23 protein-coding genes and 1 pseudogene are annotated in these 24899 nt (G+C 72.4%); 13 read left to right on the top strand and 11 right to left on the bottom strand.

Annotated features, from left to right (window positions below; all coding sequences use genetic code 11):
* Positions 1-26: 26 nt before the first annotated feature.
* Entirely contained in the window at positions 27-1748 is a 1722-nt protein-coding gene (locus ACYVF4_RS03995; RefSeq protein ID WP_460719946.1) for a helicase-associated domain-containing protein, read from the bottom strand.
* The gene (locus ACYVF4_RS03990) at positions 1749-2015 is read right to left on the bottom strand and encodes a multidrug ABC transporter ATPase (protein WP_460719944.1); all 267 of its coding nucleotides are present in this window, start codon (positions 2013-2015) and stop codon (positions 1749-1751) included. It abuts the gene before it with no gap.
* Between the two features lie 129 nt (positions 2016-2144).
* On the opposite strand from ACYVF4_RS03990, the gene ACYVF4_RS03985 reads away from it, so the two are divergent.
* A complete protein-coding gene (locus tag ACYVF4_RS03985) occupies positions 2145-2528 on the top strand; it encodes a cold-shock protein (protein WP_460719942.1) in 384 nt (127 codons plus the stop codon).
* Positions 2521-3180, top strand: a complete 660-nt coding sequence (locus ACYVF4_RS03980; RefSeq protein ID WP_460719940.1) for a DUF3027 domain-containing protein — start codon at positions 2521-2523, stop codon at positions 3178-3180. The genes ACYVF4_RS03985 and ACYVF4_RS03980 overlap by 8 nt, the downstream gene beginning before the upstream one ends.
* 20 nt (positions 3181-3200) lie before the next feature.
* Here the strand turns inward: ACYVF4_RS03980 and ACYVF4_RS03975 are convergent.
* A pseudogene (locus tag ACYVF4_RS03975) lies at positions 3201-3707 on the bottom strand (fibronectin type III-like domain-contianing protein); the annotation flags it as partial.
* A gap of 14 nt (positions 3708-3721) precedes the next feature.
* Between ACYVF4_RS03975 and ACYVF4_RS03970 the strand changes: the two are divergent.
* Positions 3722-4210 (top strand): TetR/AcrR family transcriptional regulator, encoded by a 489-nt coding sequence (locus ACYVF4_RS03970; RefSeq protein ID WP_460720760.1) that lies wholly within the window; start codon positions 3722-3724, stop codon positions 4208-4210.
* A 22-nt stretch (positions 4211-4232) separates the two neighbouring features.
* On the opposite strand, the gene serC is transcribed toward ACYVF4_RS03970, so the two are convergent.
* A complete protein-coding gene (serC, locus tag ACYVF4_RS03965) occupies positions 4233-5345 on the bottom strand; it encodes a phosphoserine transaminase (RefSeq protein ID WP_460719938.1) in 1113 nt (370 codons plus the stop codon).
* Between the two features lie 133 nt (positions 5346-5478).
* Between serC and ACYVF4_RS03960 the strand changes: the two genes are divergently transcribed.
* The 6 genes from ACYVF4_RS03960 (at position 5479) to ACYVF4_RS03935 (ending at position 14508) form a co-directional block, all read left to right on the top strand.
* On the top strand, positions 5479-6180 hold the full coding sequence (locus tag ACYVF4_RS03960) for a metal-dependent transcriptional regulator (protein WP_460719936.1): 702 nt from the start codon (positions 5479-5481) through the stop codon (positions 6178-6180).
* 312 nt (positions 6181-6492) lie between these two features.
* Positions 6493-7407, top strand: a complete 915-nt coding sequence (locus tag ACYVF4_RS03955) for a M23 family metallopeptidase (RefSeq protein WP_460719934.1) — start codon at positions 6493-6495, stop codon at positions 7405-7407.
* A 348-nt stretch (positions 7408-7755) separates the two neighbouring features.
* Positions 7756-8253 (top strand): HNH endonuclease, encoded by a 498-nt coding sequence (locus ACYVF4_RS03950; RefSeq protein ID WP_460719932.1) that lies wholly within the window; start codon positions 7756-7758, stop codon positions 8251-8253.
* A gap of 164 nt (positions 8254-8417) precedes the next feature.
* A complete protein-coding gene (locus ACYVF4_RS03945) occupies positions 8418-9155 on the top strand; it encodes a hypothetical protein (protein WP_460719930.1) in 738 nt (245 codons plus the stop codon).
* A complete protein-coding gene (locus ACYVF4_RS03940) occupies positions 9155-10870 on the top strand; it encodes a DNA polymerase Y family protein (protein WP_460719928.1) in 1716 nt (571 codons plus the stop codon). The genes ACYVF4_RS03945 and ACYVF4_RS03940 overlap by 1 nt, the downstream gene beginning before the upstream one ends.
* Positions 10870-14508 (top strand): error-prone DNA polymerase, encoded by a 3639-nt coding sequence (locus ACYVF4_RS03935; RefSeq protein ID WP_460719926.1) that lies wholly within the window; start codon positions 10870-10872, stop codon positions 14506-14508. The genes ACYVF4_RS03940 and ACYVF4_RS03935 overlap by 1 nt, the downstream gene beginning before the upstream one ends.
* A gap of 87 nt (positions 14509-14595) precedes the next feature.
* Here the strand turns inward: ACYVF4_RS03935 and ACYVF4_RS03930 are convergent, their stop codons facing one another.
* Entirely contained in the window at positions 14596-15726 is a 1131-nt protein-coding gene (locus ACYVF4_RS03930; protein ID WP_460719924.1) for an acyl-CoA desaturase, read from the bottom strand.
* A gap of 201 nt (positions 15727-15927) precedes the next feature.
* Between ACYVF4_RS03930 and ACYVF4_RS03925 the strand changes: the two genes are divergently transcribed.
* Positions 15928-16839, top strand: a complete 912-nt coding sequence (locus ACYVF4_RS03925) for a zinc-ribbon domain-containing protein (RefSeq protein ID WP_460720758.1) — start codon at positions 15928-15930, stop codon at positions 16837-16839.
* A 22-nt stretch (positions 16840-16861) separates the two neighbouring features.
* Here ACYVF4_RS03925 and ACYVF4_RS03920 read toward each other — a convergent pair whose 3' ends face one another.
* From ACYVF4_RS03920 to ACYVF4_RS03910, 3 genes are read right to left on the bottom strand one after another with little or no spacing between them, the layout of a single operon-like run.
* Positions 16862-17482, bottom strand: coding sequence for a TetR/AcrR family transcriptional regulator (locus ACYVF4_RS03920; protein WP_460719922.1), 621 nt, complete (start codon positions 17480-17482; stop codon positions 16862-16864).
* A 17-nt stretch (positions 17483-17499) separates the two neighbouring features.
* Positions 17500-18801, bottom strand: coding sequence for an ABC transporter permease (locus tag ACYVF4_RS03915; protein WP_460719920.1), 1302 nt, complete (start codon positions 18799-18801; stop codon positions 17500-17502).
* Positions 18798-19574, bottom strand: coding sequence for an ABC transporter ATP-binding protein (locus ACYVF4_RS03910; RefSeq protein WP_460719918.1), 777 nt, complete (start codon positions 19572-19574; stop codon positions 18798-18800). The genes ACYVF4_RS03915 and ACYVF4_RS03910 overlap by 4 nt, the downstream gene beginning before the upstream one ends.
* Positions 19575-19719: 145 nt before the next feature.
* Here ACYVF4_RS03910 and ACYVF4_RS03905 point away from each other — a divergent pair, with 145 nt between their 5' ends.
* Entirely contained in the window at positions 19720-20121 is a 402-nt protein-coding gene (locus tag ACYVF4_RS03905; protein WP_460719916.1) for a dihydrolipoamide dehydrogenase, read from the top strand.
* 6 nt (positions 20122-20127) lie between these two features.
* On the opposite strand, the gene ACYVF4_RS03900 is transcribed toward ACYVF4_RS03905, so the two are convergent.
* Positions 20128-20862 (bottom strand): hemerythrin domain-containing protein, encoded by a 735-nt coding sequence (locus ACYVF4_RS03900; RefSeq protein ID WP_460719914.1) that lies wholly within the window; start codon positions 20860-20862, stop codon positions 20128-20130.
* 175 nt (positions 20863-21037) lie between these two features.
* Between ACYVF4_RS03900 and ACYVF4_RS03895 the strand changes: the two genes are divergently transcribed.
* A complete protein-coding gene (locus ACYVF4_RS03895; protein ID WP_460719912.1) occupies positions 21038-21595 on the top strand; it encodes an SRPBCC family protein in 558 nt (185 codons plus the stop codon).
* A gap of 88 nt (positions 21596-21683) precedes the next feature.
* Here the strand turns inward: ACYVF4_RS03895 and ACYVF4_RS03890 are convergent, their stop codons facing one another.
* On the bottom strand, positions 21684-23153 hold the full coding sequence (locus ACYVF4_RS03890; RefSeq protein ID WP_460719910.1) for an HNH endonuclease signature motif containing protein: 1470 nt from the start codon (positions 23151-23153) through the stop codon (positions 21684-21686).
* A gap of 243 nt (positions 23154-23396) precedes the next feature.
* Here ACYVF4_RS03890 and glsA point away from each other — a divergent pair, with 243 nt between their 5' ends.
* Positions 23397-24338, top strand: a complete 942-nt coding sequence (gene glsA, locus ACYVF4_RS03885) for a glutaminase A (RefSeq protein ID WP_460719908.1) — start codon at positions 23397-23399, stop codon at positions 24336-24338.
* Between the two features lie 12 nt (positions 24339-24350).
* Here glsA and ACYVF4_RS03880 read toward each other — a convergent pair whose 3' ends face one another.
* On the bottom strand, positions 24351-24890 hold the full coding sequence (locus ACYVF4_RS03880) for a GNAT family N-acetyltransferase (protein ID WP_460719906.1): 540 nt from the start codon (positions 24888-24890) through the stop codon (positions 24351-24353).
* Between the last annotated feature and the right edge of the window lie 9 nt (positions 24891-24899).

The following is a 24899-nucleotide window of genomic DNA, read 5'->3' as shown; positions in this document are numbered from 1 at the left end:
CCAGTCTACCGGGGCTCAGGCGAGCCTCAGGCCGCGGGGCGGACGCTGACGATGCTCGAGACCGGCAGGGTGCGCTCGATGTCGGCCGCGCGGTCCCGGCCGCGCAGGCGGCCGCCGCCGAGCCCGGTGACCTCGAGCGTGAACGCGCGCTCGCCGCCGTCCGGCATCCGCACCGCCACGACGAGTTCGCTGCGCGCCCGGACCGCCTGCTCGAGCTCGCGCAGCAGCCAGGCGTCGTCGCCGGCGTCGCGCTGACCCGACCGCAGCGCGCCGACCAGGCGTGCGTAGGCTCCTGCCGGATCTGCCGACGGGTCGCCGGGCGTCCCGGCGGACGGGCGGCGGTGCACCGAGGCGGGTGCGCCGTCGTCGCCCAGGACCACGACGGGGTAGCGCGCGTCGGCGAGCGCCCAGTACACCGCGTCACGGGCGACGCGGGTGACCAGGCCGCCGTCCTCGTCGACGAGCCCGAGCGGGCGGAGTGCCTGGTCGACGGCGACGGCGTCGATCATGCCGGGCTCGTCGCTGTCCACGCGGGTGAATCCGGATGCCGCGTCCGTCTGCACCCGCACACGCCCGTGGCGCTCGGCGGTGCTGGTGATGAGGTAGTCCAGCGGCTGGGGGATGCCGGTGAGCGAGAGCTCCGCCAGGAACGCGCGGATGCCTTCCGCCGTCTCGCCGGCGGTCATGCCCGCCGTCAGCGAGGCCGGCGAGAACCGGTACGTCGAAGCCTGCGCCCGCGATTCCCGCAGTGCCATGCGCCGCAGCCGCAGATCGAGGGCGGGGGCGAGGGGCCCGGGGGCGATGGCGCTCAGGTCCGCCTGCAGGTAGACGCGGTCGATCTCGGCGGGCAGGTGCTCGGCGAGGGCGGCGACGTCGGGGTCGGCGCCCTCTCGCAGGCCGCGCGCCCACGCCGGCTCGTCCCCGTCGGGACCGATGAGGCCCCACGCCTCGGCGAGGCGGCGCAGCCGTGCCGCGCGCGCCGGCCAGTCGGCGTCGAGCGGGTGGACGTCCGGCCACAGCCGGGGCGGCAGCCAGCCGTCGCCGTCGCGGACGCCGACGGGCAGCGTCGTGCGGAAGCCGCGGGCGACGATCCTCCACCGGTCGATCGTCGAGGACTCCAGCCACGCGCTCGCCGCCTCGGTGACGGCCCAGTCCCGGTCGCCGCCGACGACCAGACCCGCCCGTTCGGCGAGGGCGACGAGAAGCTCGAGCTGGTCGGCGTCGTCGACGACGCCCGCCTCGACGAGGCGCTTGCGGTCGACGGCGCTGACGGTGCCCGAGCCGGTGCGCGACAGGGGAGCCGTGCGGGCGGCCAGCAGCACGTCGGTCAGGGCGCCCGACGTGGTGAAGATCCGCTCGGCGGCGGCCGCCGCCTGCGCGGGGGTCGACGGCTCGGGCTCCGGCGCCGCGGCGAGGGGGTCGAAGGCGGCGGGGTCGGCGGCGCGCAGCGCCTCGGCGCGGGCGCGGACGGCGGCGTACGGGCGGCCGTCCTCACCCGCGAGCGCGCGGCGCTGCAGGGACGCGGACGCGGGGGCGGCGGCATCCGTCACGAGGGCGACGAGCAGCGGGCGCGGCAGCCCGGTCAGGGCGCGGTCGACGGATGAGGCGTCCAGCAGCGCCTCGGCTGCGTCGAAGAAGTCCTGCCACGGGGCGGCCGGCGAGACGCCGCGCAGGGCGAGGGTCTCGGCGAGCTCGGCCGCGTCGCGGCCGGACAGCCACGTCGCGAGTGTGCGCTCGTCGGACGCCACTCAGTCTCCTCGGTTCGCCCGGGACCTGCGCACGAGACTCATGATGAGGACGGTCAGCAGCAGCGCGAAGGCGACGATCGGCGCGATGTAGACCAGGATGCCGACCGCCGGCCACACTCCGGACTGCATGTCGGCGCCCGCCGACGAGCCGATCATGATCGCGAAGAACGCGATGATCGACAGCACGAGCAGGCCCAGCGACATGAACGCCAGAAGGCGGTCGACGGGGCGGATCGGAACGTCTTCGCCCGGGGTGCGCGTGCTCATCCGCCTCAGCCTATCTGCTGAGCCGGTGCTGCACCGGCACCTGGCGTAGTCTGGGGACGGGGGTCGAACACTTTCCTCCGTTCCGTCATGCCCGCCGATCCGCGGGCCCGTCCACAGCGAGGTTTCCGCATGCCCACCGGCAAGGTCAGGTTCTACGACGAGGAGAAGGGCTTCGGCTTCATCACCGCCGAGGACGGTCAGGACGTCTTCCTGCACGCCACCGCCCTGCCCGCCGGCGCCCCCGCACCCAAGCCCGGCACGCGGCTTGAATTCGGTGTGGCCGACGGCAAGCGCGGCCCGCAGGCGCTGTCGGTGCGAGTGCTCGAGGCTCCGGTGAGCCTGGCCAAGCGCGCGCGCAAGCCCGCCGACGACATGGCGATCATCGTCGAGGACCTCGTGAAGCTGCTCGACGGCATCGGCGGCGACCTTCGCCGCGGTCGCTACCCCGGCGGCGCGCACGCCAAGAAGGTGGCCGCCGTGCTGCGCAAGGTCGCCGATGAACTCGATGCCTGAGCCCGATCCCGCCCTGCTCGACGCGCGCGACACGGCGCTGTCGGCGCTGCGCGAGATCACCCCCGAGGCCACGATCGGGATGCCGGCCGGCTACCGCCTCGAGGACGACGGCGTCGTCTCGCTGCGGTTCGAGAACCGCCTCGGCGGCTACCCCGGCTGGTACTGGACGGTCAGCCTCGCGCGCGTCGAGGGCGAGCAGCCCACCGTGCTCGAGGTCGAGCTCCTGCCGGGTGACGGCGCGCTGGTGGCCCCGGAGTGGGTGCCGTGGGCCGAACGGCTCGCGGAATACCAGGCGGCGCAGGCGGCCGCGGCCGACGAGTCCGGCGAGGGCGACGACGAGGCGGAGGACGACGAGTCCGAGGATGCGCTCGACGACGTCGACGACCTGGACGAGGGCGACTTCGACGCCGACGGCTCGCCGATCCTGCACGCCGGAGACGTCGACGGGGTCGACATCGACGAGCTCGCCGACGACGAGGTCGACGACGAGTCTGACGACGACGATGGTGACGAAGAGTCTGACGACGACGATGATGACGAAGAGTCCGACGACGACGATGACGACGACGAGTCCGACGACGACGATGACGACGACGAGTCCGACGACGACGATGACGACGACGAGTCCGACGACGACGACGACGACGACTGAGGCAGCCGCCGCCGGCGGCGTCAGGGCCGCGACGCGGCGGCCCTGGCCGAGAACGTCGCGGCCTGCAGCACCTCGTCGCGCGACGACGGTCCCACCAGCAGCTCGAAGTCGCCCGGCTCGACCCGGCGGGTGCCCCGCGCGTCGGCGAGCGAGCAGTCCGACACCGGCAGCTCGAGCTGCACGACGCGCGACTGGCCCGGCTCCAGGTCCACGAGCCGGTAGGCCTTGAGCTCCTTGTCCGCCCAGCTGACCGAGGTCACCTGATCGCGCACATAGACCTGCACGGTTTCGCGGGTGGGCCGCGCGCCGGTGTTTGTCACTCGCACCCGGGCGCGGACGGTCCCCGTCGTCTCGAGCTCGGCGTCGTCCACCTGCAGCCCGTCGTAGACGACGGTCGTGTACGACAGCCCCTCCCCGAAGGCGTGCGCCGGGCTCTGCGTGAGGTCCGCGTAGCGGTCGCCGTGCTGCCCCCGGATCTGGTTGTAATAGGTCGGCTGCTGGCCGACGTGCCGCGCGAACGAGATGGGCGCGCAGGCGCGACATCCTGGATGCCGCGGTCGAGATCTTCGGCAGCAAGGGGTTCGCCGGCGGCACCCTGCAAGAGATCGCCGATCAGGTGGGCATGACCCACGCCGGCATCCTGCATCACTTCGGCTCGAAGGATCAGCTGCTGCTCGAGGTGCGGACGGCGATCGTCAACGCCCACCGCGCCGGCATCGTGCAGGCCTACGTCGTGCTGTCGGCCGAGTCGGTCACCGACGACCACCCGGGGCGGACGTTCTTCCAGAAGCGCTACGAGACGCTGCGCGGCGAGGTGGCCCAGGCCTTCCGCGTCGTGTGCGCCGAACGCGGCATCACCGCACCCGAGACGATCGACCTCGCCTCGGCCGGCATCCTGGCCGTCATGGACGGTCTGCAGCTGCAGTGGCTGCTCGACCCGGGCAAGGTCGACCTGGCGCGCGCGTCGGAGTTCGCCATCGAGGCGATCGTCGACTCGGTGATCGACGCGGCGCCGTCACCGCTGGCCTGAACGGCGACCGGCGCCGCGTGCGTCAGATGTTCTCGAGCGTGTAGTCGATGCTGCGGATGAGCTGGCGGACGTCGTCCGGCTCGATCGAGACGAACGTCGCGATCCGCAGCTGGTTGCGGCCGAGCTTGCGGTAGGGCTCGGTGTCGACGATGCCGTTGGCCCGCAGGCTCTTGGCCACGGCCGCGGCGTCCACCGAGTCGTCGAAGTCGATCGTGACGACCACGGGGGAGCGGTCTGCGGGGTCGGCGACGAAGGGGGTCGCCACGCTCGAGGCCTCGGCCCACGCGTAGAGGGCTCCCGAGGACTCGCGGGTGCGGGCGTCGGCCCACGTCAGCCCGCCGTTGCCGAGGATCCACGACAGCTGCTCGTCCAGCAGGAACAGCGTCGCCAGCGCCGGGGTGTTCAGCGTCTGGTTCAGGCGCGAGTTGTCCACGGCGTTCTTCAGGCTGAGGAACTCGGGGATGTAGCGGTCCGAGGCGGCGATGCGCTCGATGCGCCCGATGGCCGCGGGCGACATCGCGGCGAACCACAGGCCGCCGTCCGAGCCGAGGTTCTTCTGCGGGGCGAAGTAGTACACGTCGGCCTGGGCGACGTCGAAGTCGATGCCGCCGGCGGCGCTCGTGGCGTCGATGACCGTCAGCGCGCCGGCGTCGCCGGCCACGCGCTCGATCGGAGCGGCCACGCCCGTCGACGTCTCGTTGTGCGGGTAGGCGTAGACGTCCACGCCCGGGATCGCCTCGGCGACCGCGCGGGTGCCGGGCGTCGCCTTGCGGACGTCCGGCGCCTCGAGCCAGGGCGCGGCCGCGGCCGCGGCGAACTTGCCGCCGAACTCGCCGAAGACGAGGTTCTGGCTGCGCCGTTCGATGAGGCCGAAGGCCGCGGCATCCCAGAACGCCGTCGAGCCGCCGTTGCCCAGGATGATCTCGTAGCCGTCGGACAGGCGGAACAGCTGCGAGAGGTGCTCGCGCACGCTGCCGACGAGGTTCTTCACCGGAACCTGGCGGTGCGAGGTGCCCAGCAGCGCCGCGCCGGGGCCGAGCAGGGCCTCGAGCTGGGCGGCGCGGACCTTCGAGGGGCCGCAGCCGAATCGTCCGTCGGTGGGCAGCAGTTCACGGGGCAGCACGACGTGTGACATGGGTCGATTCTAGAGAGGGGCGAGGGGCTCGCCGGGGCGTGTGTCAGCGCGTGACCCCCGGGCGGGCGGGCGGCGGTCGCGCCGAGGGCATTGGATAGGCTGGAAGGCACTCTTCACCAGCGAGGAAACCCCGATGACCGACCTGATCGACACCACCGAGATGTATCTGCGCACCATCCTCGAGCTCGAGGAGGAGAACATCATCCCCCTGCGGGCGCGCATCTCGGAGCGGCTGGGCCACTCCGGCCCCACGGTGTCGCAGACGGTGGGTCGCATGGAGCGCGACGGCCTCGTGGTCGTCTCGGACGACCGCAGCCTGCGATTGACGGATGCCGGTCGCCAGAAGGCCGTGGACGTCATGCGCAAGCACCGCCTGGCCGAGCGCCTGCTCTCGGACGTCATCGGGCTCGATTGGGCCTACGTCCACGACGAGGCCTGCCGCTGGGAGCACGTGATGAGCGAGCAGGTGGAGCGCCGTCTGGTCGAGCTGCTCGGCCACCCGACGGAGTCGCCCTACGGCAACCCGATCCCGGGCCTGGACCAGCTGGGCGACGTGCCGGCCAATCAGTTCGAGCAGGGCGTCATCGGCCTGGTGAAGAAGCTCAACGCCGCGGGCGGTCCGATCTCGGGCACCGTGCGACGCCTGGCCGAGCCCGCGCAGGTGGATCCGGAGCTGCTGCAGCAGCTGAAGGCCGCCGGCGTCATGCCGGGCGCGCGGGGCGACTACCGCTACAACGAGGGGTACGTCCTGGTGCACATGGAGGGCCAGGACGAGGGGCTGGAGCTGCCGGTCGAGATCGCCTCGCACATCTTCCTCGTCGACGCGCCCGCCTGATCCGCCGCCCCGATACGCCCGCCTGATTCATCGCGGTTCTGCGCGGTTCCCCGCCCTCGGTTCTTCCCGATCGTCCTCTCCTGCACAACCCCCTTGCGACTCGTCCAGGGATCTGCCAGGAGGAACAGCGTGACTTATTCGTTACATTCGGGTAGCCTCGACGAGTCCGACAGGTGGAAGCCCGCCGACCGGACCGCCCCCCTGAAAGCCTCGTTGGCTCGTCGTCGGGGTGGTGACCTCGCACAACGTGCCCCGAACATCGAGTGCCGACGAGCCAGCGCCCCGGCGCATTTCGAGGCGCCGGAGGATAGTTTGGCTGATCAGAACCACACGCCCGCAGACGGCATTCCGACCGACACGGGTCTCACCCGCCGCGCACGACGCGCCCCCGCACCCCGGCCGGCTCCGGCCGTCGCCGTGCGCGAGGCCGCGCCCGTCGCCCGCCCGGCCGGCCGGCCGGTGGTCAAGCGCGTCGTCAAGCCGCTGAAGACCCTCGCGACGCTGACGATGGTCGGCGGACTCATCGCCACGGTCGCCCTGCCCGCCTACGGCGCCTTCCGCACCAGCGGCGAGGATGCCGGCGCGGCGATGACGCTGCAGCAGGTCGCCCTGGACGACGCGCAGTCGCTGGTCGTGGCCTCGGACGCCGAGCGCACCGAGCTCGCGCGCGAGAGCTACTCGGCCACGACGCAGAAAGAGATCGACGACAAGAAGGCCAAGGAGGCCGCCGCGAAGGCCGCCGCCGAGCGCGCCCGCGCCGCGGCAGCCGCCGCCGCGGCGGCCTCGACCGGTGCCCAGGTCGACGTCACCGCGATGTCGGTGGCTCCCGGCAGCGGCAACGTCCGCTGGCCGCTCACCAACTTCACCAAGGGCCGCGGCCTGTGGGATTCCGGCTACCACCAGGGTGTCGACCTACTCGCCCCCTGCGGTCAGCCGCTCTACGCCGCCGCCGACGGCGTCGTGCGCATCTCGTCCGAGGGCTACGGCGGCTACGGCGTCGCGGTCACCATCGACCACGTCATCGGCGGTCAGCAGGTCAACACCCTCTACGCCCACATGACCTACGGAAGCCGCCTCGTGCAGTCGGGACAGGCGGTCTCGGCCGGCCAGCAGATCGGCGTCGTCGGCAGCACCGGCAGCTCGACCGCGTGCCACGTGCACTTCGAGACCCACATCAACGGCGGAGTCGTCGACCCGTGGGCCTGGCTGGTCAACAACGCCGGCTGATCACGACATCTTTCGAAGCGGATGCCGGCACTGCCGGCATCCGCTTCATTCGTCGACACGCCACCCGGCGTTCAGAGGGCGAACGCCCCGGGCGTGTCGTCGTGCATTACCCTGAGACCGACGCTTGATCGAGAGCGGAGGAAGCCGATGGGAAGCACACCACGCATCCGAACCATGGATGCGCTCGGGCGCCACGTCCTTCGGCATTGCACGAGCGGATGCTGCGGCCTGCCGCACGCGCCGAGGCGCTGTCTGTAGACAGCGCCTTTTTTCATGCCCTTCGTCCTCGACCCCGCGTCGAACGTCGAATCACCGGGAAGCCGTCCCGGCCGTTCGAGAGGATGAGGAATGCGCACACTGGTGCTGAACGCCGGATACGAGCCGCTCGCCGTGGTGTCGTTCAAGAGGGCCCTGGTGCTCGTGATGAACGACAAGGCCACCGTGATCGAACGCATCGAGGGCGAACCGGTCTGGGGCACCAGACACACCTACGACCGTCCGGCGGTGATCGTCCTGACCCGCTACGTGCGGGTGCCGGGCGTGCGTCACGTGCCGGTCACCCGCCGCGGCGTGCTGCGTCGCGACGCGCACCGCTGCGCGTACTGCGGCAAGGCGGCTTCGACGATCGACCACGTGCTGCCGCGGTCGCGGGGCGGCGGGGACTCGTGGGAGAACCTCGTGGCGTGCTGCCTGCGCTGCAACAACGTCAAGGGCGACCGCACGCCGCAGGAGATGAACTGGGAGTTGCGGATCACCCCGCGGCCGCCGCGCGGCGCGCAGTGGACGGTGCGCGGCACCGAGCGCGGCGACCCCCGGTGGGAGCCGTACCTGGCGCTCGCCGCCTGATCGGGACCTGATCCCGCGCGATCGAGATCCGATCCGCCGTCGATCCGCGAGATGGTTCGATGATCGAACATCCTGTGCGGTTCTCGGCGCTTTCGATGTCCGAGGCCCGGCGTAACGTCTGATCCGACGTTGAAACAGTAGAACATGCGTTCTACGATGTCGGGATGAGGGCGGCCATGCAGCAGGTGACGCAGCGCACCACGACCGATGAGGTCCGGCGGCTCCGCGCCCAGCTCGAGCGGGTGCAGGGCCGGCGGCTCAACGAGCCGGTGCTGCCGGTCGTCCCCGCCCTCGCGTCCCTGTTGCCGGGCGGCGGCCTGCGTCCCGGTGCCGCGTACTCGCTGTCGGGGTCGGCGGGGGCCGGCCGGGGGAGCGGGACGATGTCGCTGCTGCTGGGGCTGCTCGCCCTGCCGTCGCAGTCCGGTGCGTGGTGCGGTGCGGTGGGGATGCCGCAGCTCGGGGTCGAGGCGGCGGCGGGTCTCGGGATCGACCTGTCGCGGCTCGTCCTCATCCCCGAGCCCGGTCCCCGGTGGCTGGCGGTGACCGCGACGATCGCCGAGGTGCTCACCGTCGTCGCGGTGCGTCCCCGGGGGCGGGTCCCCGACGGCGAGACGGCGCGCCTGGCCGCGCGGCTGCGGGACCGCGGGGCGGTGCTGCTGGTGGACGGGCCGTGGCCGCAGGCAGAGGCGGTGCTGTCGGTGGACGCCCCGCAGTGGCAGGGGCTCGGCCGCGGGCACGGCTATCTGCAGGAGCGCGCGGTGACGGTGTCGTCGGCGAGCCGGCGGTGGCCGCATCCGCGGCGGGCGCGAGTGCTCCTGCCGGGGCCGGACGGCGCGGTGACGGCGGCGCCGGCGACCGGGCAGCCGCAGCTGTACCCGCTGCCGGCGAGGGCGGCCGGCTGATGGTGCGCCGGCAGCCCACGCCGGGTTCCGCTCCGCCGGGGGCGGTGGAGCGCAGTCTCGTCCTGTGGTTCCCGGACTGGCCGGTGACGGCGTTCCTGCGCGAGCGCGGCGCCGTGGCCGATCCTTCGCGGCCGGTGGCGGTCCTGTCCGGCAACATCGTGGTGTCGTGCTCGGCGGCGGCGCGGGCAGAAGGCGTCCGGCGCGGGCAGCGGCGGCGCGACGCGCAGGCGCGGTGTCCGCGGCTGACGGTGATCCCCGCCGACGACGCGCGGGACCAGCGGGCGTTCGCGCCGGTGATCGCGCGCATCGAGGAGCAGGCGCCGGGGGTGCAGCTGGTGCGGCCGGGGCTGTGCGCGCTGCGCGCGCGGGGGCCGGCCCGCTACTACGGCGGCGAGGAGCTCGCCGCCCGGCACCTCGTCGAGGCGCTCGCCGCCGACGGACTGCCCGGGCCCGGAAATCCGCCCATGCGCGCGGCCGTCGCCGACGGCCCCTTCACCGCCGAGCAGGCGGCGGTGGCGGCCACCTCGCCCGCCGATCCCGTGTTCGTCGTGCCCGCGGGGGCCTCGGCGGGATTCCTCGCGCCCCTGCCGGTCTCGGTGCTCGAGGACTCCTCGATGCTCGGGGGTGCGGGATTCGGGGGTTCCGGGGGTGGGTCAGGCGGCGGTTCGGCTCGCGGCGGTGCGGCGGCGGGGCGCGGGGCGGCGGCGGGGCGCGGGGACCTCGTGAGCCTGCTGGCGCGGCTGGGCGTGCAGACCCTCGGCGGGTTCGCCGCGATGGATCCCGAGCGCGTCCGCGAGCGGTTCGGCGAGCACGGGGTGCGGGTGCATGCGCTGGCGGCCGGCCGCGACTCGCAGCCGGTGCGTCCCCGCACGCCGCCGCCCGAGCTCCACCGCGAGGTGGCGTTCGAGCCGCCGCTCGAGCTCGCCGACCAGATCGCGTTCGGCATGCGCATCGCCGCCGAGGAGTTCATCGCGCGCCTGGGCGCCGAGGACCTGGTGTGCACCGAGCTGCGGGTCGAGCTCACCGGCGACCGGGGCGAGCGCAGCGAACGGGTGTGGCTGCATCCGGCGTCGTTCGACGCGTCCGCCGTGGTCGACCGGGTGCGCTGGCAGCTGGCCGAAGAGGCCACGGCGCTGCGCAGCGGGGTGTCGCTCGTGCGGATCTCTCCCGAGGCGGTGGACGCGGCATCCCATCACGCTCCCGCGATCTTCGGCTCGGGTCCCGAGGAGCGCGTGCACCACGCCCTGTCGCGCGTGCAGGCGATGCTCGGGCACCGGGGCGTGCTGACCCCCGACATCGGCGGCGGGCGGTGGCTGGCCGAGCGGCAGGTGCTCGTGCCGTGGGGCGATCGGCACGAGAAGGGGCGGCAGGGGCTCGCCGCCGAGCGCGGGCGGCCGTGGCCGGGGAGCCTTCCCGATCCGCTGCCGGCGACGGTGTTTACCCCGAACCGGCCGGTCGAGGTCACCTCGCTCGGCGGCTACGCCGTCGACGTCGACGACCGCGGCACGCTGTCGGCGGTCCCCGCGCAGCTGGCGGTGGGTGAGAAGCGGCTGGGCATCGACGCGTGGGCGGGGCCGTGGCCGATCGTCGAACGGGGGTGGGATGCCGTGCGCTCGCGGCGCGCGCATCGCTTCCAGGTCGTGGACGCCGAGGGCACCGCGTGGCTGCTGGTGTGCGAGGACGCGGCGTGGAGCGCCGAGGCGGTGTACGACTGATGGGCTTCGACAATCCGGGCGTGACGTGGTCCGAGATGGAGCGGGTGCTCAGCGACCGGCGGCGGCCGGGCGGTCCGCCCGCGGGTGCCGACGGCGGCGACAGTCCCGCGTGGTCGCACAAGCGGGGGCCCTACGTCGCGCCCGAGATCCCGCGGCCGGCGGACGCCGTGCCGTACGCCGAGCTGCATGCGCACTCGTCGTTCTCGTTCCTGGACGGCGCGTCCTCGCCCGAGGACCTCGCCGAAGAGGCCGAGCGGCTGGGGCTGCACGCCCTGGCGATCACCGATCACGACGGCTTCTACGGCATCGTGCGCTTCGCCGAGGCGGCCGAGACGCTGCAGCTGAAGACGGTGTTCGGCGCCGAGCTGTCCCTTGAGCTCCCCGGCCCACAGAACGGCGAGGCGGATCCCGTCGGCTCCCACCTGCTCGTCCTCGCCCGCGGCGAAGAGGGCTATCACCGCCTGGCCGCCGCGCTCACCCACGCCCAGCTCGCCGGCAGCGAGAAGGGCCGGCCGGTGTACGACCTCGGCGAGCTCGCCGACCAGGGCCGGGAACACTGGGCGGTGCTGACCGGATGCCGCAAGGGCGCCGTGCGCCGTGCGCTCGCCGCCGAGGGGGCAGGCGGTGCCGCGCGTGAGCTCGACCGGCTGGTCGACCTGTTCGGGCCGGACGCGGTGCACGTGGAGCTGATGGACCACGGCAACCCGCGGGACACGCGCGACAACGACGTCCTCGCCGGTCTCGCCCGGGAGCGGGGGCTGCCGCTGCTGGCCACCAACAACGTCCACTACGCAGTCCCCGACCGGCAGCTGCTGGCGGCGGCGGTCGCCGCCGTCCGCGCCAATCGGGGTTTGGACGAGCTGGACGGCTGGCTGCCGTCGCACGCCGGAGCGCACCTGCGCTCGGGCGCCGAGATGGCGGAGCGGTTCGCCCGGCATCCGGACGCCGTCGCCAGGACGGTGACCCTCGCCGACGAGCTGGCGTTCCCGCTGCGGCGCGCCAAGCCGGCGCTGCCGCGGCAGCGGGTGCCAGACGGGCACACGCCGATGTCGTGGCTGCGGCACCTGGTGTGGCAGGCGGTGCCGCGGAAGTATCCCGACCTGTCGGACGAGAACCGCGCGCGCATCGAGAAGGAGCTCGGGGTCATCGAGCTGAAGGACTTCCCCGGCTACTTCCTCATCGTGCACGGCATCGTGCAAGAGGCGCGGCGGCGCGGCATCCTGTGCCAAGGCAGGGGGTCGGCGGCCAACAGCGCCATCTGCTACCTGCTGGACATCACCGCCGTCGACGCGATCGCCTACGACCTGCCGTTCGAGCGGTTCCTGTCGAGCCTGCGCGACGAGGAGCCCGACATCGACGTGGACTTCGACTCCGACCGGCGCGAAGAGATCATCCAGTGGGTGTACCAGACGTACGGTCGCGAGCGGGCGGCGCAGGTGGCGAACGTCATCCAGTACCGGCCGAAGAACGCCATCCGCGACATGGCGAAGGCGCTCGGGCATTCGCCCGGCCAGCAGGACGCGTGGTCGAAGCAGGTCGAGCGGTGGGGGGATCTCGGTACGCCGACTGCGTCGGCTACTCGATCACCGGGTTCTGCCGGCGCCGATCACGACATCCCCGATCGGGTGATCGAGTTCGCGTCCGAGCTGCTGAAGGCGCCGCGGCACCTCGGCATCCACTCCGGCGGCATGGTGCTCACCGATCGGCCCGTCGGCGAGGTCGTCCCCATCGAGCATGCGCGGATGCAGGACCGCACGGTCATCCAGTGGGACAAGGACGACGCGGCCTGGATGGGGCTGGTGAAGTTCGATCTGCTCGGGCTCGGGATGCTGGCGGCCCTGCAGTACTGCTTCGACCTGATCCGCGCCGCGACGGGTGAGGAGTGGGAGCTGTCGACGCTGCCGAAAGAGGAGAAGGCGGTGTACGACATGCTGTGCCGCGCGGATTCGATCGGGGTGTTCCAGGTCGAGTCGCGGGCGCAGATGGGGCTGCTGCCGCGGCTGCAGCCGCGGCGGTTCTACGACCTGGTGATCGAGATCGCCCTCATCCGGCCGGGACCCATCCAGGGCGGGGCGGTGCATCCGTTCGTGCGGCGCAAGCTCGGGCACGAGAAGGTCACGTACGCCCACCCGAAGCTCGTGCCGGTGCTGGAGCGGACCCTCGGGGTGCCGGTGTTCCAGGAGCAGCTGATGCAGATGGCGATGGCGGTGGGGGAGTGCACGGGTGAGGATGCCGACCTGCTGCGGCGTGCGATGGGGTCGAAACGCGGGGTGGAGCGCATCGAGTCGCTGCGCGAGAAGCTGTACGAGGGGATGGCCGGCAACGGGCTCGTGGGTGCCGAGGCGGATGCGATCTACGCCAAGATCCAGGCGTTCGCGAACTTCGGTTTCGCCGAGTCCCACTCGCTGTCGTTCGGACTGCTGGTGTACGCGTCGTCGTGGATCAAGCTGCACTATCCGGCGGCGTTCCTGGCGGGGCTGCTGCGGGCGCAGCCGATGGGGTTCTACTCTCCGGCGACGCTGGTGGGGGATGCCCGTCGCCACGGTGTCGAGGTGCGCCGCCCCGACCTGCACGCCTCGGGGGTGGAGGCGGTGCTCGAGCCCGTGGCCCCGGACGTTTCGTCTCGCTTCGCTCGCTCAACGCCCGGCAGCGGCAACCCCACGGACGTTGAGCGAGGGAGCGAAGCGACCGAGACGAAACGCCCCGCCCCCGGCAACCCCCCGGTCGTTGAGCGAGGGAGCGAAGCGACCGAGACGAAACGCCCCGCGGCCCCCGGCAACCCCCCGGACGTTGAGCGAGGGAGCGAAGCGACCGAGACGAAACGCCCCGCCCCCACCGGCCTCGACTCCTGCACCGCCCGCCACCAGCCGCCGGTCGGGCTCTTCGATCCCGCCGAGCCGGACGAGTCCGCCGCGCACCGCCGCGACGGCCGGTTCGCGGTGCGCCTGGGCCTTGCCGGCGTCAAGGGCATCGGGCAAGTCGTCGCCCAGCGCATCGTGGCGGCGCGCGAGGCGGAGGGGGAGTTCCGGGACCTCCGCGATCTCGTGCGCCGCACCGACCTGACGACCGCGCAGCTCGAGGCGCTGTCGACGGCGGGGGCGTTCGAGTGCCTCGGCCTGTCGCGGCGCGAGGGGATCTGGCTGGCGGGATCGGCGGCCCAGGATCGCGCGCAGTACCTGCCGGATTCGATGGTGTCGGTGCAGCCGCCGCTGTTCACCGACCCGTCGTCGTACGAGGTGCTGGCGGCCGACCTGTGGGCGACCGGCATCTCCACCGACGATCACCCGCTGACGCACTACCGTTCCGCGCTGGATGCCCGGGGCGTGCTGACCTCGAGTGAGCTGCGTCGCCACGAGAGCGGGCGGCGGGTCGAGGTCGCGGGGCTCGTGACGCATCGGCAGCGGCCGGCGACGGCATCCGGGATCACCTTCGTCAACCTCGAGGACGAGCACGGCCTGGTCAACGTCATCTGCTCGGTCGGGGTCTGGAACCGCTACCGCCGCATCGTGCGCGACGCGCCCGCCCTCATCGTGCGCGGGATGCTGGAGCGCTCGGTCGAGGGCGTGACCAACCTCGTCGCGGACCGGTTCGACGACCTGCGGGTGGGGGTGCAGCACCAGTCCCGGGACTTCCGGTGACGGCCCGGCGCCGCGGGACCCGCGCCGCGGTTCACACGCGACGGTTCAGGCGCCGCGGTTCAGGCGCCGCGGTTCAGGCGCGGCGCTTCAGGCGCGGCGGTACTGCGCCGCCATCGGGCAGTCGAAGGGGTCGCGGGCGGCGAGGCCGACGCGGTTGAGGTAGTCGATGACGATCGCGTACGAGCGCAGCAGGCTGGTCTCGGTGTAGGGCACGCCGAGCGAGTCGCAGTAGTCGCGGACGATCTCGCGGGCCTTGGCGAGGTGGGGGCGCGCCATGCTCGGGAACAGGTGGTGCTCGATCTGGTAGTTGAGTCCGCCCATGAGCCACGTCGCCCACCAGCCGCCGCGGATGTTGCGCGAGGTGCGCACCTGCTTGCTGAAGAAGTCGAGGCGGGCGTTGGGGGCGATGATCGCCATGCCCTTGTGGTTGGGGGCGAAGGAGGCCCCCATGTACAGGCCGAAGACGGCGAGCTGGACTCCCATGAACGCGAACGCCATGCCGAGGGGCAGGAGCAGGAACACCGGAACGAGGAACGCCGACAGTCGCAGGGCGATGAGGGCGAGTTCGAGCCAGCGGCCGGGGACCTTGTCCTTCGTGGTGACCAGGTGCTTGATGCCCAGGTAGTGCAGATTGATGCCCTCGAGGGTCAGCAGCGGGAAGAACAGCCACCCCTGCTTGCGCGTGATCAGGCGGCGGAGGCCTCGGGCCTGAGCGGCGTCCTCGTCGAGGAACGAGATGGTGTCGACCTCGATGTCGGGGTCGCGGCCGACGCGGTTGGGGTTGGCGTGGTGGCGGGAGTGCTTGGAGTCCCACCATGAGTAGCTGATGCCGACGACGCCGGCGGCGAGGACGCGCGCGAGGCGGTCGTTGGCGGGTCCGGTGGCGAGGATCTGGCGGTGCGCGGCTTCATGGGCGACGAACGCGGCCTGCGTCATCAGGACGCCGAAGGCCGCGGCGATCAGCAGCTGGAACCAGCTGTCGCCGAGCAGGATGAATCCGGTGACGGCGCCGCCGAGGCCCAGTGCGATCGCGCCGCCCACCATCGCGTAGAACCACGGGGTGCGGGCGAGGAGTCCGGTCTCTTTCGCCACCTGCGACACCTGCGTGTAGGCGCGGGCGATCGGCGGGAACGTCTCGCTCGAGGCGTACGTCTGGCGGATCGGTCCGAGCGTGGAAACGGCGGCAGAAGTGATATTCGCTCCTCGGGTCGGCAGCACGACCCGAAAGCCAGACTGGATGGTCGGCGAGCCTCACGGACGCCTGCGGCCGAGCCTACGTGAGGGCGGATGCCGGGGCGGGTATGCCCAGGGGATGCACAGGCCCTGTGTCGCAGGTTGCCGGGTGGGGGGTGTGCGGTTGGGCGTGTCCGTCCGTGCCCGCAGGCTGCCGTGGGGGTGGTCCCGGGTACCGTGCTCGCCATGGCGGAGCGGGTGCAGGACTGGTGGGCGCGGCGGCAGTTCTCGCGCGGCCGGGACGTGCCGTACGAGGTGGGGACGTACCGTGAGGCGTGGGCGGCGTTTCCGGCGCTGATCCGGCAGTACCACCCGGACCTCAACGCCGGGATCGTGCTGACCCAGATCCCGCCGGCGGCCGACGTTCTGCTGCTGTGGCAGTGCGAGGCCGGGCACCTGTTCGTCGCGACGCCGACCGAGCAGCGCTCGCGGCCCGGCCGGGAGCGGCGGCGGTCGGCGTGGTGTCCGGAGTGCACGGACCTTGCGACGGGGCGTGCGGTGCGGGCGCCCGCGGCCCGGGTCGCGGTGCCGGACGCGGCGGTCCCGCACCGGCCGTCCACGCCGATCGTGCTCGGCAAGGTCGCGCGGCCTCCGACCCCGCCGCGCCGCGCGAAGCGGCCGGCGCCGCCGACCAGGCTGTGCCCGAAGACCCCCGCCTTGGCCGCCGGCGAGCCGTTCGTGAGCGAGTGCGCGCCGCGCCCGGCATCCGCTGTCGAAGCTCAGGTGCGGGCCGATCTGTTCGGTGCGCTCGCCGTGACTCCGGGGCTCAACGCCGTGCGGGTGGCGCGGCCGTTCTTCGACCACCTCGAGGTGTGGCCGGACTTCCTGCTGCCCGAGCTGCGGATCGCCGTCGAGTACGACAGCACCGGCCGTCACGGCCTCGAGCACGTCGGCAAGCGGCAGGATGCCGACGAGCGGAAGGATCGCGCACTCCGCGCGGCGGGCTGGGAGGTGGTCCGCATCCGCACGGCGAAGCTCTCGCCGCTCGGGCCGTACGACCTGCGGGCGTCGGCGTGGAACGGCAAGACTCTCGGGATGCTGCTCGAGAGGTTCCGTGAGATCCGGGGGCCGCTCCTGGTCGATGCCTACGTGGGGTGAGGGCGTGTGGTGAGGGCTGTGGCTAAGCGAGCTTGCCGATGGCGGCGGTCAGCTGTTCGCGGATCCGCGGCGGATCGAGCACCGGCAGCTCACCGCGCTCGACCTGTGCGGCCCAGGACTGGCCGATGAAGCGCATCACCCCGGCGAGCATGTGGGTGATGACGACCGCCTGCGCGCCGAGCGCGGTCTCGTCCTCTGCGGGGTACTGCTGGCGCAGCCGCAGGGTGATGATCTGGCCGAGGTCGGCCTCGATGGCCGAGAGCCGCTCCATCTGGCGTGCCATGAGGACGGGGTTGGTGCCCACGGCGCGGATGCGGCGCGCGACCAGGGCGGGGTCGGCTTCGGCGAGCCCCGGATCGATGCGGATGAGCTGGACGGCCTCGACCAGGAGCGGGCCGGTCGAGACGATGAACTCGCGGGCGGCGCGTTCGTCGACGGTGGGTCCGTCGGTGCCGAGGAGGGCGGCATCCTTCGTCTTGAAGTGGTTGAAGAAGGTGCGCGGGCTCACTCCCGCGCGGGCGCAGATCATGTCGACCGTGACCGCGTCGTAGCCGCTCTCGAGGACGAGGTCGACCGCGGCCGCCTCAATGGCGGCCTTCTTGGCGACGGCGTCGCGGCGGCGGGCGGGCGGGGTGGCCGACATGATCTGCGCTCCTCGGGTCACTCGTACCGTAGCGACTCGATGGGGTCCTGGCGTGCGGCGCGGCGGGCGGGGAGGACTCCCGACACGAACGCGACGAGCATGATGACGACGATCACGGTGATCACCGTCGCGGGTTCGAACAGCAGGATCTGCAGCCCGGGAAGGCCGGTGAGGATCGTCTGCGCGGCGGCGGCCGAGATGAGCGAGCCGACCGCGATCGCCGCGACCGCGCCGAGTGCCGATCCGAGCAGTCCGATGATGACAGCCTCGAGGCTGAAGAGCCCGAACACCCGCCCGTTCGACATCCCCATCGCCTTCATGAGCCCGATCTCGCGGGTGCGCTCCTGCACGCTCATGAGCAGCGTGTTGACGATGCCGAAGGATGCCGCGACCAGCGCCACGACCGCGAAGGCGCTCAGCACTCCGATGATTCCGGTGATGACGGTCTGCACGACGCCGAGCTGGTCTTCGACGGTCTGGCCCGCGAGGTCGAGGTCGGTGAGCTCGCCCTTGACGGCCTCGATGTCGGAGGCGGTGACCTCGCCCTCGTCGCCGGTGCCCGCGATCGTCGCCACGGCGATCGGCCATGCCTGCGGCTGTCCGGGAACGGCCTGGGCGTCGGACACCTCGTCGACGAGCGCCGCGTTCGCGCCGGCGCCGGCGGCGAAGAGGCTCTCGCGGGCGACCCCCACGATCGTCGCCTCGAGCTGCCGGTCGGCGCGGCCGGCGTCGGTGAAGCCGAGCACGACGCGCTGTCCGACGGCGTCCTCGGGCGACGAGAGGCCGAGCGCGGCGACATAGTCCTCGGGGATGACGATCTCGGCGTCGCGTGATCCGGGGTCGAGCTGCGCCCCGGCGACCAGGTCGCTGCGACCGATCGACGATGTCGGGTTCACGTCCAGTTCGAAGCGGTCGGCGGATGACGTTCCCGACCGTGCGATCCAGTCGACCTGGATCTGGCTGACCGCCTCGACGCGGGTGACACCGTCGATGTCGCCGATCGCGTCGATGTCATCGCTGTCGAGCAGGGTGCCCGATGCGAGGGGGTTGCCGGCGCCGGCCTGCTGCCTGCCCTCGGGGTCGTACTCGTTGGGTCCGTCGCCGCTGTCGACGCCGGCCGCCGGGCTCACGAGCAGGATGTCGCCGGTGCTGAGGGTGGCGACCTGGCGCTCGACGTAGTCGTTGACGCCGGCGCCGAGCGCGGTGGTCAGGGTGAGGGTGAAGGCGCCGACGAACAGGCTGAGGACGGTGAGGGTGGTCCGCAGTCTGCTGCGGAAGGCGTTGCGGGTTGCGGCGCGGACGACGTCGGAGGTCTTCATCGGGCCAGTCCTTCCTGGGCGGCGGTGACGAGGGGGAAGGCGGGGGTGTCCGACGTGATGCGCCCGTCCGCGATCGTGACGGCGCGGTCGCAGCGCGCAGCGAGGTCGGGATCGTGCGTGACGACCACCAGGGTGATGCCGCGGTCGCGCTGCAGGCGGAAGAGGATGTCCTCCACCTGGGCGCCGGTGGCGGAGTCGAGGTTGCCGGTCGGTTCGTCGGCGAAGATGACGTCGGGTTCGCCGACGAGTGCGCGGGCGATGACGACGCGCTGCTTCTGACCGCCCGAGAGGTCGGTCGCCCGGTTGGCGGCCTTGTCGGCGATGCCGAGGGCATCCAGTGCGGCCATCGTGCGGGTGCGGCGCTCGCGGCGGGGGACTCCGGCGATGACGAGCGGCAGCGCGACGTTGTCGAAAACCGACTGGCCGGCCGTGAGGAAGAACTGCTGGAAGACGAACCCGAACGTCGCGTTGCGCAGGGCGTTCACCTCGCGGGTGCGCAGGGCGGCGGCATCCTGGCCGTTGATATCGATCCGGCCGCTCGAGGGGCGGTCGAGCAGGGCGAGCAGGTGCATGAGGGTCGACTTGCCGGAGCCCGACTTGCCGACGATCGCGAGCGACTCTGCGCGGTCGACGCTCAGGCCGACGTTCCGCAGCGCGTGGAAGGCGGTGGGGCCGCGGCCGTAGGTGCGGCTCAGAGCCACCGCGCGCAGGACGGGTGTGGACGGGGGGCGCGCAGCGCCGGTCGGCACCGCGCGGCCATCGGACTCGGACATCGTGCTCCTGTCATAGAATTTGCAGTGACTGCAGAATAAACGACAGCGGATGCAGGAAACTGAGTGGCCGCTACGAGTGTGATCGCTATGAGATGGGGCCGCACTGGCGCTGCTTTCGCGCCGGGGCGGTGGCTACCATGGCGGCATGACGGTCCGGGGAGTGGTCGCGGGGGCGCTGGTGGCGCTGTGCGCGGTCGCGCTCGCCGGGTGCGCGGGCGGGCCGGTCGGCGGTGGCGAGGTGCCGGCATCCGGCCCGCTGGCGGTGTATCCGCGGCCGAGCGCGGGGATGGACGCCCTGCTCATCGGCGAGGTCGCCCTCGTCGACGGGTGCGTGGTCGTCCGCAACGCGGATGCGACGGCGCTGCCGGTGTTCCCGGCGGGGGATGCCGCGTGGCGGGACGGCGACACACTCGTGTGGCGCGACGACGAGTATCAGGTCGGCGACGAGATCTCGCTGGGCGGCGGGTTCAGTGCCGGGGCGATCGGGGACGCGTACATCCCCGAGGGGTGCGAGGCGATCGAGGCTTTCGCGGTGTCGCCGTTCTGAACGCGGTCACACCATCGCGGGGACGGCTCCGTCGGGGTAGAGCTCGAGCATCGCGCGGTCGTAGCGCCGCTTCATGAGCAGCAGGTAGAGGACGCGGATCGGGACGGGGACGTTCGCGCGGAACCACGCGTCGCGATCGGTCTCGGGGATGCTCGCCAGCAGCAGGCCGAGCTGCAGCGACATGATGTCGCGCGAGAACTCCTTGCGGCGGGCCATGAGCGTCGCGCGCGTGTGGGCTTCGAGTTCGTCCCATTCCGCCTGCGAGAGGACGGCGCCGGCGACGGGCATGATGTCCTCTTCTTCCCGGCCGAGGTGGACCAGCAGCACGTCGCGCAGGTGCTCGATGTCGGTGGCGAAGCGGTCGCCGAGGGCGGGGTCGGCGGTGGTCGCCCACGGCTGCAGCTGCGGTTCGATATCACTCAGCATCCGGGCCACTTCGGCGTGCTGGGTGCGCATCAGGCCGACATGGATGCTGCAGGCGGGGTCGCGCTGTTCGAGTCGGTCCCACAGCACGGTGTCTTCGGTCTCGTGGTGCAGGTGGAGGGCGAAGAAGTCGAGGTGGGCGTAGTCGCCGACGATGGCCGCGCGGGCGGTGTCGCCGGGGCCGACGGCGCGGACGAGGAGGGGCAGTTCGCGGTACAGCCAGCGGAAGATGCGGTGCACCAGGATGAGGCCCGACGTGTCGCAGCCGGACGCGTCCGGTGCGGGTCGACCGCCCGACGACGGAAGCTTGACGGCCATCTCGATACCCCAGTCCGATCGGTGGATGTGCCCCCTTGGCGCGCATGCTACTCCGGTCGTCGCGCGTGCACAGCACCCCGGCGCGCGGGCGCTCTTGCCGCGGTGTTCGCGCGGTTCTACGCTTCGGATCGTGGGCATCAACGCTCGTGGGGAGCGCGATTCGGGTCGACGGTCCATGGCCGCCGCCGACGTGCGCGTGCGCGTGCTCGCGGACGGGCGCGGGGCGGGTCTCGGCGCCGCCCGCTGGGAGCGCCGGGTGCTCGTCGAGACGACGGTGCACCACCCCGTCGAGAGGGTGTTCCCGTACCTGCGGGACCCGACGAAGTGGCACGACTTCGCGCCGGCGGTGGTGTTCCGCGACCAGATCGGCGACGGCGCCGCGGTCGTCGGAACGCGGTGGCGGGCGACGGATCGCATCGGACCTTTCCGCATCCACTTCATCGACGAGCTCGAGGCGCTGGACGACAACCGCCGGGCGGTGTGGCTGTCGTCGTCGCCGTGGAACTCGCGGGTCGAGTACGCGTGCGATCCGCGGGGCGCGAGCACCGGCATCCGGGCCGACTATTTCGGGGTCCTCGATGGGTCGCTGCGCTGGCAGCTGGGGTGGATGCCGGACTGGGCGACGCATGGGATCCTCGCGCAGGACTTCCGCCGCCTGAACCGCCTGCTGGCCGCGCGCCAGCGCGAGGACGGCCTGTGGCGCAATCGGCACGCCGCGCCGGAGCCGGTGTAGGGAAGGTAGGTCCGCCCGGGCGGGATCGATTGGCGGCCCGCCATGCGGGCGCCACGCGGGCGAGCGGAGAGCACGGTTCGGCGCCCCGTCATGACCGCCGGGCGAGGATGTCGTGTCGCCGCGTCGGCGACTTCGTCACTGCCCGCCACTTCTGGTGGGGGTCCCAGCGGGCGGGGCCGCGGATCTCGGGGGTCCCGGCGGTCATGCGGATGCGCCAGCCGCTGGTGTCGAGGGTGCGGTGGTGGTGCCAGCAGAGCAGCACGCCGTTGTCGGTGTGGGTGGGTCCGCCGCGGGAGTGTTCGGTGACGTGGTGGATCTCGCACCAGGATGCCGGGATGTGGCAGCCGGGGATGACGCAGCCGCCGTCTCGCAGGGCGATGGCCTTGCGCTGGTGGTGGGTGAACACCCGGTCGTGGGTGGTGAGCGAGACGATGCGGCCGCCGGCGCCGAGGGTGACGCGGGTGAGGGTGCCGGTGCAGCCGATGTGACGGGCGACGCTGATCGGGACGGGTTCGGTGACCCCGTCCAGGTGTGCCGCGCCCTGCTCGTTCACCAGGTCTTCTTCGCGCACCGACACGACGAGGGTGGGCGCCGCGCCGCCGAGGGTGGGGAGGGTGCCGGACGCGGCGGCGACGGTGAGGATCGTCGCGAACGCATCGTGCTGCTTCTGCGCCCGCGTCCGCAGATCCGCCTCCTCCGGGTGCAGCCCGTCCGGATCCCACGCCTGGTCTTCACCATCCCCGCCTTGCTCGCCGACCTCGGCGAACCGGGGACCACGACCGGCGCCGGGAACGGCGGGACCCTCGAGTTTGGGATTGAGGATGCTGTCGAACGCGAGCTGGAGTTGCGCGGCGACCTCGGGCAGCAGGTTCCCGCGCAGCGGCACCAGCCCGTCCCGGGCGACCCCGAGGGTGTATCCGCGTTTGCGGGCGGCGCGGGCCTCGCGGGGTTCCTGCCCGTCCTGGTCGAGGTACAGCGCCCAGATGTGAGCTTGCGCCCGCAGATCCTCGGCGCACGCCGGCGGCGCCCCGTCCCCACCCGCACCCCGCGCCGACAGCGCCAGTTCGGTGTCCGCGGCGAGCACTCCGGCGATCCCGCCAGGCCAGCCGCCGGCGTGGGCACGGAGGGTGCCGGCGACGGCGACCACCCCGTCGACCCCGACGACGCTGTCGGCGACGGCGTCCCGCATCGCGGGGTAATCCGCCGGCAGCACCTCGCCCAACGACACCGACGTCCGCTGCGTGACCGCGCGGGCCGCGGTGACCACGTCCGCCGCGGTCCGCTTCGACACCCTCGTCGCCCGCTGCACCAGCTCGGACAGCGACCGGCATCCGGCCCGAACCGTCACCGACTCCGCGTGATCGCCCCGCGCGTCGGCCTGCGCGACCGCGTCGATCAGCATCGCCTCGGCCGACCGCATCACCCGCCCCGCGGTGACCATCACCGCCAGCAGCTCCTCTTCGGACACCGCCCGCAGCACCCCTTCACGGAACGCGTCGGCGACCACCTCATGGAGGGTGTCGGCGATGCTCTCGAGAGCGTCGGTCAGGTTCTGCATACCCCCGATTCTGCCGGGGACCTCCGACATTCCAGACTCCAGAATCCCAGATCAAGCGACTTATCCACACATTCTCGACACATCCGCCCGAACCCACACAAATCCGGCGCCTGGGGAGGAGAGGACGCGCCGCCGAGAGCCCGAATCCGCCCCCCGAAACCCCCCGAACCCCCCGAAACCCCCGAAACCCCCCGAAACCCCCATCCCGCCCCCTCCACCCACGCCCCGTGCCACGCTGTACCCATGACGCTCAGCGACGACCTGCGTTCGCTCGACCTCGACACCCTGCGCCAGGACGTCCTTCACGAGCGCGCGGGCAGTCTGAACACCAGCATCCCGTCACTGGCGAACGCCGACCCGGACCTGTGTGCGATCGCGGTCGTCGGTCCCGACGGCGAGAGCGCCCGCTCGACGAGCGCGGACGTGCGCCTGAGCATCCAGTCGGCGGTCAAGCCGTTCCTCTTCGCCCTCGCGCTCGCCGACACCGACGGCGAGGCGCTCGACCGCATCGGGATCGAGCCGTCCGGTGAGGCGTTCGACGCGATCAAGCTCGAGAGCGGCACCGGCCGCCCCCCGAACCCGATGGTGAACGCGGGTGCGCTGCTGACGGCATCCCTCGTCGATGGCGACACCGTCGACGAGCGCAACGCGCGCATCCTCGCGGGCCTCTCGGCGTTCGCCGGGCGCAGCCTCGACGTCGACGAAGAGGTCGCCGAGGACGAGCACCTGCTCGGCGACCGCAACCATGCCCTCGCGCATTTGATGCGCGCCGAGGACACGCTGCACGTCAGCGCCGACGACGCGGTCGCCGTCTATGCGCGCGCGTGCGCCGTGCTGATCGATGCCGAGGCGCTGGCCGTCATGGGCGCGACGCTCGCGTTCGGCGGAGTGAACCCCGTCACGGGCGACCGGGTGATCTCGAGCGCCGTCGCGCGCGATGTCGTCTCGGTGATGGCGACCTGCGGCGTCTACGACGGGTCGGGCAGATGGATGCGGAGCGTCGGCGTGCCCGCGAAGTCCAGCGTCTCGGGCGCCCTCGTGCTCGCGGTACCGTACCGGCTCGGCGCCGCAGTGATCAGTCCGCCGCTGGACGACGAGGGCACGAGCGTCCGCGGCCGCCTGATCAGCGAGGAGCTCAGTCGCCGCCTCGACCTGCACGTCTTCGGCAGCGTGCCGGGGGAGTGAACACCGACTCGGTCAGCGCTCGCGGGCCAGGATCGCCCACGTGTCGAGGGTCGTCCACTCGCCCTTGAACCAGTCGGCGTCGACGTTGCGGCCCTCGCGCCGGAATCCCAGGCGGATCAGAAGCCGTGCGACCGCGTCGTTGCGGGCGTCCGAGGTCGCGAGGACCCTGTGGGCTCGATGCTCTGTGAAGAGTCGGTCGACGAGGGCGCCGAGAGCCTCGGTCGCCACCCCGCGACCGCGGGCGGCGGGTGCGAGCGTCACGCCCACTTCGTAGGTGTCGGGCTGATCGGCGAGGGAGTGCACGGCGAGGTCGCCGAGCAGCTCGCCGGATGCCGCGTCCCGCACCGCGATCTGCAGCCACTCGCCCGTGCCCGGCGCGATTCGCGAGGGCTGGTCGGCGAGAAGATCGTCGGCGTCGTCAGCGCTGTAGTCGGCGGACCACGACTGGTACTGCGCCACCTCGGGCTGCCGGCGGTAGGCGACGAAGGCGTCGCGATCCACCGCCGAGAGCGGCTCGAGGACGAGCCGCGCGGTCCGCATCGAGAAGCTCATCGTTCCTCC

The organism is Microbacterium aureliae (genome assembly GCF_054780155.1).
The sequence above is the reverse complement of the archived record's forward strand: the minus strand, read 5'-3'. Positions and strand labels throughout refer to the sequence as shown.